Source organism: Caproiciproducens galactitolivorans (genome assembly GCF_029266045.1).
Classification (GTDB): Bacteria; Bacillota; Clostridia; order Oscillospirales; family Acutalibacteraceae; genus Caproiciproducens; species Caproiciproducens galactitolivorans.
Window position 1 is genome coordinate 302,953 of the sequence record NZ_JAJUFJ010000001.1, and the last position, 12,486, is coordinate 315,438.

The 12,486-nt window shown below is 48.6% G+C and carries 13 protein-coding genes; 3 read left to right on the forward strand and 10 right to left on the reverse strand.

Translation table 11 applies throughout. The features are described from left to right. Window positions 1-18 precede the first annotated feature (18 nt). The 3 genes from P9B68_RS01465 to P9B68_RS01475 are packed head-to-tail and all read left to right on the forward strand — an operon-like array spanning window position 19 to window position 3,470. A complete protein-coding gene (locus P9B68_RS01465; RefSeq protein ID WP_135657319.1) occupies window positions 19-2,136 on the forward strand; it encodes an RNA degradosome polyphosphate kinase in 2,118 nt (705 codons plus the stop codon). 24 nt (window positions 2,137-2,160) lie between these two features. Beyond that, a complete protein-coding gene (locus P9B68_RS01470) occupies window positions 2,161-3,237 on the forward strand; it encodes a 6-phosphofructokinase (RefSeq protein ID WP_277668328.1) in 1,077 nt (358 codons plus the stop codon). A gap of 17 nt (window positions 3,238-3,254) precedes the next feature. Next, the gene (locus tag P9B68_RS01475) at window positions 3,255-3,470 is read left to right on the forward strand and encodes a hypothetical protein (RefSeq protein ID WP_135657316.1); all 216 of its coding nucleotides are present in this window, start codon (window positions 3,255-3,257) and stop codon (window positions 3,468-3,470) included. Between the two features lie 72 nt (window positions 3,471-3,542). Here the strand turns inward: P9B68_RS01475 and P9B68_RS01480 are convergent, their stop codons facing one another. The 10 genes from P9B68_RS01480 to mutL all read right to left on the reverse strand — a co-directional run bounded on the left by P9B68_RS01480 (window position 3,543) and on the right by mutL (window position 12,389). Next, window positions 3,543-3,965 carry a ComEA family DNA-binding protein gene (locus P9B68_RS01480; protein ID WP_277668329.1) on the reverse strand — a complete coding sequence of 141 codons (423 nt, stop codon included), beginning with the start codon at window positions 3,963-3,965 and terminating at the stop codon, window positions 3,543-3,545. Between the two features lie 23 nt (window positions 3,966-3,988). Next, entirely contained in the window at window positions 3,989-4,909 is a 921-nt protein-coding gene (locus tag P9B68_RS01485; RefSeq protein WP_135657313.1) for an RluA family pseudouridine synthase, read from the reverse strand. Beyond that, window positions 4,909-5,388 (reverse strand): signal peptidase II, encoded by a 480-nt coding sequence (gene lspA / locus P9B68_RS01490; RefSeq protein ID WP_277668330.1) that lies wholly within the window; start codon window positions 5,386-5,388, stop codon window positions 4,909-4,911. The genes P9B68_RS01485 and lspA overlap by 1 nt, the downstream gene beginning before the upstream one ends. 155 nt (window positions 5,389-5,543) lie before the next feature. Beyond that, entirely contained in the window at window positions 5,544-6,299 is a 756-nt protein-coding gene (locus P9B68_RS01495; protein WP_135657309.1) for a DivIVA domain-containing protein, read from the reverse strand. Between the two features lie 14 nt (window positions 6,300-6,313). Continuing rightward, on the reverse strand, window positions 6,314-7,069 hold the full coding sequence (locus tag P9B68_RS01500) for a YlmH family RNA-binding protein (protein ID WP_135657307.1): 756 nt from the start codon (window positions 7,067-7,069) through the stop codon (window positions 6,314-6,316). Further along, complete coding sequence (locus P9B68_RS01505) at window positions 7,069-7,545, reverse strand: cell division protein SepF (protein WP_135657305.1); 477 nt, start codon at window positions 7,543-7,545, stop codon at window positions 7,069-7,071. The genes P9B68_RS01500 and P9B68_RS01505 overlap by 1 nt, the downstream gene beginning before the upstream one ends. A gap of 22 nt (window positions 7,546-7,567) precedes the next feature. Further along, entirely contained in the window at window positions 7,568-8,302 is a 735-nt protein-coding gene (locus P9B68_RS01510) for a YggS family pyridoxal phosphate-dependent enzyme (RefSeq protein ID WP_135657303.1), read from the reverse strand. Then, window positions 8,280-9,566 (reverse strand): HlyD family efflux transporter periplasmic adaptor subunit, encoded by a 1,287-nt coding sequence (locus P9B68_RS01515; protein ID WP_277668331.1) that lies wholly within the window; start codon window positions 9,564-9,566, stop codon window positions 8,280-8,282. The genes P9B68_RS01510 and P9B68_RS01515 overlap by 23 nt, the downstream gene beginning before the upstream one ends. Next, window positions 9,559-10,515: a tRNA (adenosine(37)-N6)-dimethylallyltransferase MiaA gene (gene miaA, locus P9B68_RS01520; protein WP_407932250.1), complete on the reverse strand. Its 957-nt coding sequence runs from the start codon at window positions 10,513-10,515 to the stop codon at window positions 9,559-9,561. Before miaA ends, P9B68_RS01515 begins: the two co-directional genes overlap by 8 nt. Window positions 10,516-10,520: 5 nt before the next feature. Next, complete coding sequence (mutL, locus tag P9B68_RS01525) at window positions 10,521-12,389, reverse strand: DNA mismatch repair endonuclease MutL (RefSeq protein WP_277668332.1); 1,869 nt, start codon at window positions 12,387-12,389, stop codon at window positions 10,521-10,523. Between the last annotated feature and the right edge of the window lie 97 nt (window positions 12,390-12,486).

The following is a 12,486-nucleotide window of genomic DNA, read 5'->3' on the forward strand; positions in this document are numbered from 1 at the left end:
CGTAAGGCGTGGTAATAAATGAGTGAAAAAAACGAAAAAATAAAAATACCGTTTATCAATCGGGAATTAAGCTGGATGGATTTTAACGCGCGCGTTCTGGAAGAAGCCTTTAAACGCGGGAATCCCTTGATGGAACGCATCCGCTTTTTATCCATAACCGCCTCCAATTTAGACGAATTTTTTATGGTAAGGGTCGCCGGAGTAAAGGAACAGGTAAATTCCGATTACCGCGTCGAGGACACTTCCGGGCTTACGCCGAAGCAGCTCCTCCCCTTGCTTTCTGAAAAAATACATGCATTTACAGAGAAACAGTATTCCTGTTTGCACCGCTCGATTGTTCCGGCAATGAAAAGAAAAGGGATAACCTTTCTAACGCCGGAAGAAATGGACGCAAAACAGAAACAGTATATTTCCGATTATTTTGATAAAGTCCTGTTCCCCGTTTTAACGCCGCTTGCCGTCGACCGCAGCCGCCCGTTCCCCCTTTTGGCAAATAAAAGCCTGAATATTGCGGTCCGGCTGAAGGGCGAAGAGGATTCCTATTTTGCCGTGGTGCAGGTACCGTCGATTCTTTCCCGCTTCCTGGAAATTCCGTGTGAAAACGGAAAATCATATGTGTTGTTGGAAAACGTCATTATTTATAAATTGGGAGAACTGTTTGAACTGAGCGATATCCGGGCAGCCTGCCCCTTCCGCATCACCCGGAACTCCGACCTCGATATTGACGAAGAAGCGGAGGATTTGTTAATCGAAATCCAAAAATCAATTAAGAAGCGAAAGCGCGGGAAACCCGTCCGCTTGGAATTGCTGCAAAAAAGCGACGCGGAAACGCAGGAATTCCTAATCGATATGCTGGATATCCAGCCCGATGACATCTATCAATTGCCCGGCCCGCTGGATTTAACCTTCTTTTCCAAGTTTGCATCTCTTCCGGATTTTGAAAACCTTTGCTTTAAACCCATTACGCCGGTTTATCCGCCGGCCGATTTTTGGGGATACGACGACATTTTCGAAGCAATCCGCGAGAAAGACCGGATGGTACACCACCCTTACGAAAGCTTTGAAACTGTCGTTGATTTCGTCCGAAAGGCCGCAGAGGACAAAAATGTGCTTGCCATTAAGCAGACGCTTTACCGGGTAAGCGGCCACTCCCCGATCATCGACGCACTGATTACCGCCGCGGAAAACGGCAAGCAGGTTACCGTTTTGGTCGAGTTGAAAGCGAGGTTTGACGAGGAAAACAATATTATCTGGGCAAAAAAGCTTGAGGAAGCGGGCTGCCATGTTATTTACGGCCTTGCCGGCCTAAAAACCCACTGCAAAATCCTCCTCGTGGTACGCCGCGATGAAGACGGCATCCGCCGGTATTTGCATATGGGTACGGGAAATTACAACGATTCCACCGCAAAAATCTATACGGATATCGGTATTTTCACCTGCAAGGAACCTTACGGGACGGACGCATCTTCCCTGTTTAATGTTCTGACCGGCTATTCCCGCCCGCCGGAATACAATCGCTTTGTTGTCGCCCCGCAGGGCATGCGCAGTTTCTTTGTGCGGATGATCGAAAACGAAATTGCAAATTCCGAAAAGGGCCTTCCCTGCGGCATCACCGTAAAAATAAATTCCCTTACAGATCCAGACCTGGTCGCCCTGCTTTATAAGGCGTCGCAGGCAAAGGTTCCGATCCGGCTGATTGTCCGGGGGATCTGCTGTCTGATTCCCGGATTGCCGGGCATTAGTGAAAACATTGCGGTCTACAGCATCGTCGGACAGCTGCTGGAGCACAGCCGGATTTACCGGTTTGAAAATGCGGGTAATCCGAAAATTTACATGGGCAGCGCCGACTGGATGCAGCGCAATCTTGACCGGCGCGTGGAGCTTGTTTTTCCTGTGGAAGACGAGGAGCTGCGCCAACGGGCGTTCGATATTCTAAATCTTATGCTCAGCGACAATATCAACGCGCGCGTTATGCAGCCGAATACCGTTTATACCCATATCGATAAGCGGGGAAAAGCACCCTGCAACTGCCAGATTCAATTTTCACTCCTGGCGCAGGATGCGGTAAAACAATTTACTGAACAGGACGGCAGCAAGCCGTTCCGGCCAATATACAATGCGGAACAAATGAAGTAACCGGTTTAAAACGGGAGGAACGTTATGAAAAAAATAGGAATTTTAACAAGCGGCGGCGATTGTCAGGGCTTAAACGCGGCGATTCGCGGCGTGGCCAAGGGGCTTTATGTGGAATTCGGAAACAATGTGGAAATCTATGGCATTAACGACGGCTATCTAGGACTGATTAATGGCAGCTACCGGAAAATGAAACCGGACGATTTTTCCGGGATTCTTACTCTTGGGGGCACAATCCTTGGAACCTCCCGCCAGCCATTTAAGCTTATGCGCGTGGTAGAGGACAACAGCGTCGACAAAGTAAAGAACATGAAGGAAAACTACAAAAAAATGAAGTTGGACTGTCTGGTCATCCTAGGAGGAAACGGCACACACAAAACCGCGAACCTGCTCAGCGAAGAGGGGCTGAACATTGTAACGCTGCCCAAAACGATCGACAATGACATTTGGGGCACCGAAATGACCTTTGGTTTCAGCAGCGCAATGGAAATTGCGACGAATGTCTTAGACTGCATTCATACTACGGCAACGTCACACAGCAGAGTATTCATCGTGGAAATTATGGGACATAAAGCCGGATGGCTGACCCTGCACTCCGGAATTGCCGGCGGAGCGGACATTATTCTTATTCCGGAAATCCCATACAATATCGACAGCATTGTAAAAACGCTGGAGCATCGAAACAAAAGCGGGAAACGTTTTTCCATTCTTGCCGTTGCCGAGGGCATACTATCCAAGAAAGAAGCAAGCATGGGCAAAAAAGAGTTTAAAGCGGCTCGCGCGAAGATGGCCTACCCATCGATTTCCTATCGCCTGGCCAGGGAAATCAGCGAACGAACCAATCAGGAAATCCGCGTTACCGTACCGGGGCACTTCCAGCGCGGAGGAAGCCCCTGCCCGTACGACCGTCTTCTTGCGACCCGGTTCGGCGCGGCGGCGGCGAAACTAATTGCGGAGAAAAAATACGGATTTATGGCGGCGCTTCAAAACAATGCGATTGTACCCGTCCCGCTGAGCGAGGTTGCCGGCAAATTAAAAGGCGTCCCCGTAGACAGCGACATAATAAAAACCGCACGTGATATCGGAATCAGCTTTGGTGACTGACAGAAAGAAGGAGTATCATGAAAATCAGAAAGAATCCGCATGCATCCTGGAAGAAAACATTTGCGGCCGCAGGTGTGGTTTCCGCCGCCTTGACCGTGGCTTTTACCGTCTACAGCGCCTGTTTGTCCGTAAAACTGCTCCGCTGCATTCATACGGCGCAAAAAGCCCTTCCCGAAATGGAAAAGGCTGCGCGGCTATATCAAAAGAAGAATGCGGAGGAAACAGAAGAATAAACATAACCGGAAGCAAAACAAAAAGGCAGGCATTTTAATGGTGCCTGTCTTTTTCGTATTTATTTCACTTAATTAAACGGTTACATGCTCCTTCAATTTTTCAAAGGTTTTTTCGCCGATCCCGCTTACATTTTTCAGTTCCTCAATGGAGTGAAATTTTCCTTTTTGCTGCCTGTAATCAAGAATTCGTTTGGCCATAACGGGGCCTACCCCATCCAATTCGCACAGCTGCTCCGCGGTAGCAGTATTGATATTCACCTTTCCGGCTTGGCTTTCCGCCTTGCTTTGCCCGTTCCCCCATTGGGGTTCCTGAGAAACGGTGCTAAAAACAGGCGACGGCGTGTAAGCCTCATCCTGTGATGAAGAAAGTACATCGGTTTCAAAGGTAATATTCATGGCTTCCGGTACATAAAAAGCATTGTACCCAATAATCAGCGCGCACAGAAATGCCGCTATCACAATTAAATATCGTGTTTGCAGTGCGCCCTCATCCATAAACAAAACCTTCCTATTCCCTGTTATTTCTGCCGAAGCTTTGCGAGAAACCCAGTAAAATATGCGGGAAGATCGCTCGTAATTTCAATATAGCGGCCGTCGCGCGGATGCACAAAGCCAATCACTCGAGCGTGAAGGCACTGCCCGTTCAGATTCGGGACCGGCTTTTTCGGCCCGTAAACCGGGTCGCCGGCCACCGGGTGGCCGATATAGGCCATATGCACCCGGATTTGGTGCGTCCGGCCCGTTTCCAGCCTGCACTGGATATGGGTAAAGCCTTCATAGCGCGCAAGGACATGATAATGCGTGACCGCGCTGCGCGAATTTTTTTCTGTTACCGCCATCATTTTGCGGTTGACCGGATGCCGCCCAATAGGGGCGTCAACCATCCCGTCGTCTTCTTTTACATTGCCGTGGACAACAGCTTCGTAAATGCGCGTGAAGCTATGCGCTTTAATCTGTGCCGCCAGCTTTTGATGCGCGAAATCATTTTTTGCAACAATGAGCAAACCGCTCGTGTCTTTGTCAATCCGGTGCACAATGCCGGGGCGAATTACGCCGTTGATTCCGGACAGGGAATCCCCGCAATACGCCAGAAGCGCGTTGACCAGCGTGCCGGTGCGATTTCCCGCAGCCGGGTGGACAACCATCCCCTTCGGTTTATTGACAACAAGAAGATCGCTGTCCTCATAAACGATGTCCAACGGAATCGCTTCCGGCTCCACATCCGTCTTTTCCGGCTCCGGCAGCAGTAAGAAAATGCAGTCTCCTTCCGCGCCGCGGTAGCTTTTATTCAGGGCTTTGCCATTACAGGTTGCATATCCGCCATCGATCAGCTTCTCCGCCGCAGAACGGGTGAGACCTTCCGTCTTCATACTGATCAGTTTATCCAAACGAATTCCGGCATCTTCCGGATTGATAACAATTTTCAATTCCCTGTCCATTACTTTCTACGAATCACCCGTTCGGCATTGGAATCCAGATTCGAAAAGAACAGAATGTGAATGATTAAGAATACGGTCCCAACCGTAACGCAGCAGTCAGCAAAATTAAAGATCGGCGAAAAAAAAGAAAAGCTGAGGTAGTCAATAACATAGCCATAAACAATGCGGTCGATCAGATTTCCCAATCCCCCGCCTACAATTAAAATCACAGCGATATAGGAAAATACCGTATGATTTTGATATTTAAACAGCGAAATGATTAGCAAAATGCTAATCGCTAAAGTTACGGTAATGAAAAACCATCTTTGATTTTGCAAAATTCCAAAAGCCGCACCTTTGTTTTTAATATAAAAAATATTGAAAATACCGTTTATAACCGTAAACCCGCTGCTGGGCTTTAAATTTGCCGTAACAAGAAGCTTAATAATCTGGTCAACGACAACTGCCGCCGCCGATAGCAGTAAAGCAATGATTGCCAAAGGTATCTCTCCTATTCTGTCATAAAAAAGGGCGAACCGATCAGCCCGCCCTTTTCAAAATAATTTTAAGCCGTTCACATCGTATGAAAAGCGGTATCATGAAAATATCGCTGTTTGCAATTGGTTTTTATTCTCCTTAGGCAACACGAATTGTCTTAATCTGCGTCATTTTCCGGAGAAATCGGGTCGTCGGAAGCATGGAATTCCTCGCTGTATTTCGGAGCATAGGAAAAAGAGGGATCCTGCGGATCTTCATCAAAAATGGAAACCTCTGCGTGCAGGAAATCATCCGGCTGCTGAGCGGTCTCTTCCTCTTCCAGCGGTTGTTCCTCTGTTTTTGGCGCGGGAGACAGTTCCTCCTGCTCCGGAAAATCTTCTTTCGCGGCGTGCTTCGGCGGTTCCGGGTTCTCCTGCGCAGGCTTATGAGTCGGCAGCGCGTCAATTAATGTAAGATGTTCTTTATAGAGACTCAAAAGTTTGGAACGAAAATCAGAAACGGACTTTTGCAGATTTTCCAGCTCTTTCTGCTGTTCAATAACACTCTGCTTTGCGGTACTGACAATGCGTTCCGCTTTTAGATTGGCATCTTTAATAATGATTTCCGCCTTATGGCGCGATTCGCGGATCGAGGCGTCCCCCAGCTTTTGGGCGCTAACAAGCGCATTTTTGATTTCATTCTCTTCCTTGCGGTAATCTTCCACTTTCGCAGCTAAAATCTTAAGCTTTTCAATTAGCTGTTCATTTTCGCTTTTCAGCTTTTCGTATTCTTCTTTTTGTTCCACTTGTTTTTTCAGGAGGGTATCATAGGATTCCTTAACCTCGTCGATAAACTGATCCACATCATCGGTTCGGTAACCGGAAAAGCCGGACTTGCGAAAACTGGCGTTGATAATATCATTCAAAGATAACATTTGGGAGTCCTCCATTAAATATATTTCCTGCCTGCAATGCTCAGCCTGCCTCTTTTGGTAACGGGACCAAGGCGGTCAATAACAAAGCGGCCTTTTCCCCTGACCGATAATTTACTGCCCGGCGTTACGGCAGCGCTTACTGACAAAATTTCTTCATGGTTTAGCATAACCATGCCGGAACGAATCATTTCACAGGATTTTTCCCTGCTTGTGCCGACAACGGCTGCAACAATACAATCCAGCCGGGGGGAAGCAACCACAGCAGAAAAATTCGCAAACTGCCCGCGTGGCGGCAAGGGTTCTTCAGCCCCTTCTTTCATTGTAACGCCTACTTTTCCGATCTTACTTATCTGGGACAGAAGGAAATCGGAAATCTCGCTGCGAACAAAAAAAACGCATCTTCCCGTTTCGAGCAAAATGTCGCCAAGAGCTTCCCGCTGAATTCCGGTTGCGAGAATCGCGCCCATAAAATCCCGGTGACCAAGGCGGTCGCAGGACCGAAAGCACGCCGTTACCGCGCTGATTGGGAACATACCGGCGTCCGGCACAAGAAAGTCCGGAAATGCGCCAAAAACTACACGCTCCGCGTCTTCCTGACCGCCAAAGAGCATATAGTTTTCAAAATGAATACGGGCCATTCTGTTTTCCGCTATGCGCGCCTGACGCTCATCCAAAAAGCCGACAAACCGCGGCCTTCCTCCGTTCTGCGCCAGACGCACCGCATCGTTAAGCTTTGCCTCGAGTAATACGTCCTCCGACTGTTTGTCCATCAAAAATAAACACCGTTATTTTCTAATTCATCTAAAACATCGTCACCGGTAAGATCGACATTATATGGAGTGATAATGAATGTGCTTGTGGCGACCCGTTTGATTTTTCCGCCGTTTGCATAGGCAACGCCGCTTATAAAATCAATGATTCTGCGTGAAATATCCTTGTTCGTGTTTTCAAGATTCAATACCACGGTGTGCATTTTTAAAAGCTCGTCCGCTACTGCGCAGGTTTCTTCGCCAAAACGTTCGGGTTTGAATAAAACCACCTGCAACTGCGCTGTGGCATGAATGTTAACAACCTTGTTATTGTTGTTCGGAACAAATGCGCGCTTAATTGTGTCGCGTTCATGAATTTCCGGTTCTTCATTTTGGCGAACCGGCGCTTCTTCCTGCTGCACCCCGTCATAATCGTAATCGTACTCGTCCTCCGGTGGATTCCACATATCTTTGATTTTTTCTACAATGCCTGCCATAGATATCCCTCCTATGATGATTTTATTTGTATATTCTTGAGCCAAACAGCGCGGAGCCTACCCGAACCATATTGGCTCCTGATAAAATTGCCAAAGAATAATCTGACGACATACCCATGGATAAAAACTCCATATTAACATTATCTATATTTTTCGCCCTTATGTCAACAAAATATTGATGCATCTTTGTAAAATAACCCTGCGTTTCCTTTTCATCCGTATCTGCCGGCGGTATTGCCATCAAACCGCGCGTGCGCAAAGACGGTAAAACAGCGATCTGCTCGATTAAATCTTTCAGATTTTCCGGAAGAACACCGGATTTGTTCTCTTCTTTACCGATATTTACTTCGACCAGTATATCTGTTGTAAGATTGCGGGAAAGGGAGACCCGCGAAATTTCCTCCGCCAGCTTCACGCTGTCCACCGATTGAATCATGCTGACTTTCCCGATTAGTTTTTTCACCTTGTTCGTCTGCAAATGACCAATAAAGTGAAGCTCGCAATGGGCAAGATCATAGGAAGGATATTTTTCACAAAGTTCCTGCACGCGGTTCTCGCCGATGTGGTCGATTCCAAGCTCAATCCCATGGTTTATCACTTCAACCGGAACAGTTTTTGTTGCGGCAAGCAACGTAATATCCTTGAGGTCGCGACCGGATTTCACCGCCGCCTCGGCAATCGTATTCTGAATTACCTTATAGTTTTCTTCCAGACTGCGAAAACGCTGTTCAAACTCATTTAACGACTTTTCCATCATATAAATCTGTCCCTTCTATAACCACTTCATCAAACAGTTTCACAGTGGAAGCTGTCATCAGCTCGTCCTTCGGCGGGTCGGCGTCACAGATGACATAATCCCCTGTGCTGAGAAGCGGAAAGATCTGTTTAAACACCAGTTCACTACCGCGCATTGTATAAACGCCTTTAACTTCTTTTTTTACAGTAAACATTTTATTGTTTTTGTCTTTTACCGTTTTTGTCACCGTAGCAAAATGGACGGCTTTCTGGCTGACCCGTATCCCCGAATACTGCCCGATCTGTATCTGGGCGGCTGCGTTGCGCATGGAAGCGATGGAGGAGTTCATAAAATTGCTTTCTAACACAACAACCGCTTCCGAATCCTTATTCGGCTGATTAACCGCAACAACGGTCGCGGGAACCGCTTCACTAGAGGCAAACGGGAAATTAATTGTAACCTTATTGCCCAGCCTAAATTTTACAATCTGATTCCCCGGAATAACAAACGCAAAATACCAGTCGAAATTTTCGCATATTTTCCCGATCGCCTCATTTTGCGGAACCGACCCCTTTTTCAAACTTGCTTCCAGTGCGGCAGGCGTAAGGGAAAGGACATTGTTGTAATCAAACACGGATTCATAGCCGTCGGTAGAACGAATAAAATAGCCTGAAGCAGGAGCGGTTATGGAGCCCGTAGCCGCTCCTGCGGATGCGGCGAGCGCGGCCCGTTTCGCCTGCAAGGCCGCAATCCGGGCGCTGAAATTCACAGAGCGGTTTGTAACAATCTGCCGCTCGTTCATTAAATAAAGCAAATCGTTCCGGGCATTAGAAAGCTTAGCGGTTTCGCCCGCATTCAAATTGAAAAGAACCTCCGTAAGCTTCAGATTAATTTGCTTTCCAATGGAATCCGGATTTGCCGCATACGTATCACCCGGCGTACTGAGCTTTTTCAGTTCGGAAATCTGGCTGTCCAGATTTTCAAGCTCCTGGTGCACGGCAGCGCTCTGTGCATTGGCATAAATCTGCGCAACCTTTCCGCCCACCCCGACTTTTCCGCCGTCGTTGATGACGTAAGTAAGAATGCCGTTTACCTGCGCGGTAATCGGGCGTTCCTTGCGTATCGCCGTACCGTTCACCTGCACGGTATCAGAAGTGCTGGCGTAGGAAACCGTTTCCGTCTGCACCGGCTCATAATGTGCGTTATAAATTTGGTACCCCAAATAAATGTATAAAAGGATGGCTAAAATAACCGACGAGGTTCTTCTTAAAAACTGGTTATTCATGGAACCATCCTTTCCGATAGATAAATTGCATGGCCTGTTCCACAACCGAATCAAAATCCATGGACTCGTCTATTATAATCCAATGAACATCCGTATCGCGTCGAAACCAGGTAAGCTGGCGTTTTGCATAGCGGCGGGTTTCCCGTTTAATTTTTTCCACCGCTTCCTCCAGAGAATACTGGCCGTTAAAATACGGAAGCAGCTCCTTGTAGCCGATTGCCTGCAGCGCGGCCTGCGAACCCGATTGGCTCAGAACCTCTTTCGCTTCCTGCAGCAAACCTTCCTCCATCATTTTGTCTACGCGGAGGTTTATCCGGTTGTAAAGCGTTTGGCGATCCTTGAAGTCCAGCCCAATCATACAGGCGTCGTACGGAGAGGGCGCTTCCTTCGAACGTCTTAGCTGCTCCGTCATGGTTATGCCCGATGTTCGGTATATTTCAATTGCCCGGACCAGGCGGACGATATTATGCGGATCGATCCGCTTCGCGGATTCCGGGTCAAAGCTTTCCAGCTCGGCAACAAGCGCTTCGGGACCTTCCCTTTCTGCCTTGCGGGTAAGTTCTTCCCGTAATTTCTCATCCCTGTCGGCTTCGATAAATTGAATATTCCGAAGGAGGGAACGGATATAAAGCCCGGTTCCGCCGACAAGAATCGGCAGTTTCCCGCGCGAATACACTTCGCTAATGCATTCCGAAGCAAGCGAAACGTAATCCGCAACGCTGAACGGCCGGGAAGGGTCGGCAAAATCAATCAGATGATGCGGTACACCCCGCATTTCCTCTTTGGTTGGCTTTGCCGTTCCAATATCCATTCCTTTATAAATCTGCATGGAATCTGCGGATATGACTTCGCCGTCCGTTTGCAGCGCGATCCACACCGCTAAGCGGCTCTTGCCGGAAGCGGTCGGCCCGACAACCGCAACGACGGGTATTTTTTCATTTCGGTTCATCATGGCTATTGTATCCGCCCAAACTGGCGCTCCAAATCTTTCTTTTTCATGATGATATACGCCGGCCGCCCGTGCGGGCAATAGCGGATATCCTCATCCTCCAACCGCTGAACAAGTGCGGCCAGCTCCTGCGGCGAGCTTTCGTTCCCGGCCTTCACCGCCGCGCGGCACGCAATATTATGGTACAGCCAGTTGAGCTTTTCGGTCATAATATCATTTTTTGCGTTTTGCAAATATCCGGCAATTTCCATGACTGCGGAGGCAACATCTTCTTCTAAAATCATCGGCGCACTACGAACCAGCACGGTACCAGAGCCAAAATCCTCAATTTCAAAACCCGCTTCGGCGCAAAGGGAAAGGGATTCCAGAATCGCAGCATACTCGTTTTTTTCCAACGTAACCGTGACCGGTTTCAGAAGCATTTGCTGAACCGCCTGGCCACCCTCTGCTTTCAGCTTTTCATAAAGCATCCTCTCATGGGCAGCGTGCTTATCAATAAAGACCAACTCGTCCTCCCCGCGCTGGACAAGAATATAGGTGCTGAACGCCTCCCCAACCAGCTTTCCCGGCTTTTGCGGTTTCGGCGATATTTCCTCCGCCGGCGGCGCCTTCGGCTCGACGGGAATTTCGTCCGCTTTCTGCACAGCGGGCATATTGGAAGCCGGTTCAGCCGGCGCAGGCTCGGGAGCCTCAATCTTCTTCACTTTAAAAAGGGTATTGTAAAGTGGAACCTGAACGTCGCTGACGGCAAGCCGACGTGAAGATTCCTCTGTTTTTTGAAAAGGCCGCACCGGGGGCTTTATCCCCCATTCCATCTGAACAGGCGCTTTCGGCTGTTCAAATGCCGGGACTGCCGGTTTCGGCAAGGTCATTACATTCGGCGTATCCCCCTGATTCAATGCGGTTTTTACGCCATGGTACACCACATCAAAAACCGGCTTTTCGTTCATAAAACGGACTTCAATTTTCGTGGGGTGAACATTCACGTCCACTGCATGAAAAGCAATTTTTAAATGAAGCACACATGCCGGAACTTTTCCAACCATAATGAACCCCTTGAAAGCTTCTTCCAAGGCAACCATTGCGGTGCGGCTTTTCACATAACGGCCGTTGATAAAAAACTGCTGCATGCTCCGATTGGGGCGCGCTGCAGACGGCTTGCTGACAAAACCCGAAAGCGCCACCCCGTTGAGTTCATAATCGACGGGGATTAACCCTGACGTAAATTCTTTCCCATAAACCGCGTAAATGGCGGATTTCAGTTTTCCGTCCCCGGGGGTGTGCAGCGTTTCTTTTCCGTCGCGCAGAAAACGCAGGGAAACCTCCGGGTGGGAAAGCGCGATCCGGTCAAGGATCGAGGCGATCGCATTGGCTTCCACCACATCTTTTTTCAGAAATTTCATCCGCGCCGGAGTATTATAAAACAGGTCGCGCACCACAATGGTCGTCCCCTGCGCGCAGCCGGCATCCTCACAGATTTGTTCAACGCCGCCGTCAATGACATAGCGCGTACCGGCAAGCTCGTCCTTCGTGCGCGTCAGCATCTCCACATGGGATACCGCCGCAATCGAAGCTAGCGCTTCACCGCGAAAACCCAGGGTAGAAATGGTATCCAAATCATCCTGGCTGTGTACCTTGCTGGTGGCATGGCGTAAAAAGGAAACGGCGACATCGTCGCGAAAAATACCGCTTCCGTTGTCCGTAACCCGCATATAGGTTATTCCGCCGTTTTTTATTTCCACAGTAACCGCAGAGGCACCCGCGTCAACTGCATTTTCAACCAGCTCTTTAACGACGGAGGCAGGGCGCTCAACGACTTCACCCGCCGCAATCAGCTCGGCGACATGTTTATCCAGTACGTTGATTATCCCCATTCTTTCCCTCCTTTACGAATTTATCAAAGAATTCCTCGAAATTGATGTCTTTGAACAGCTTTACTGCTGCACGCGATCGCATTTTTAAAACACCCTT

Bases quoted from the DNA above. Each gene is read 5' to 3' on its own strand.
- P9B68_RS01465 (WP_135657319.1), top strand. From the start codon at position 19: ATGAGTGAAAAAAACGAAAAAATAAAAATACCGTTTATCAATCGGGAA.
- P9B68_RS01470 (WP_277668328.1), top strand. From the start codon at position 2,161: ATGAAAAAAATAGGAATTTTAACAAGCGGCGGCGATTGTCAGGGCTTA.
- P9B68_RS01475 (WP_135657316.1), top strand. From the start codon at position 3,255: ATGAAAATCAGAAAGAATCCGCATGCATCCTGGAAGAAAACATTTGCG.
- P9B68_RS01480 (WP_277668329.1), bottom strand. From the start codon at position 3,965: ATGGATGAGGGCGCACTGCAAACACGATATTTAATTGTGATAGCGGCA.
- P9B68_RS01485 (WP_135657313.1), bottom strand. From the start codon at position 4,909: ATGGACAGGGAATTGAAAATTGTTATCAATCCGGAAGATGCCGGAATT.
- P9B68_RS01495 (WP_135657309.1), bottom strand. From the start codon at position 6,299: ATGTTATCTTTGAATGATATTATCAACGCCAGTTTTCGCAAGTCCGGC.
- P9B68_RS01500 (WP_135657307.1), bottom strand. From the start codon at position 7,069: ATGGACAAACAGTCGGAGGACGTATTACTCGAGGCAAAGCTTAACGAT.
- P9B68_RS01505 (WP_135657305.1), bottom strand. From the start codon at position 7,545: ATGGCAGGCATTGTAGAAAAAATCAAAGATATGTGGAATCCACCGGAG.
- P9B68_RS01510 (WP_135657303.1), bottom strand. From the start codon at position 8,302: ATGATGGAAAAGTCGTTAAATGAGTTTGAACAGCGTTTTCGCAGTCTG.
- P9B68_RS01515 (WP_277668331.1), bottom strand. From the start codon at position 9,566: ATGAATAACCAGTTTTTAAGAAGAACCTCGTCGGTTATTTTAGCCATC.
- miaA (WP_407932250.1), bottom strand. From the start codon at position 10,515: ATGAACCGAAATGAAAAAATACCCGTCGTTGCGGTTGTCGGGCCGACC.
- mutL (WP_277668332.1), bottom strand. From the start codon at position 12,389: ATGGGGATAATCAACGTACTGGATAAACATGTCGCCGAGCTGATTGCG.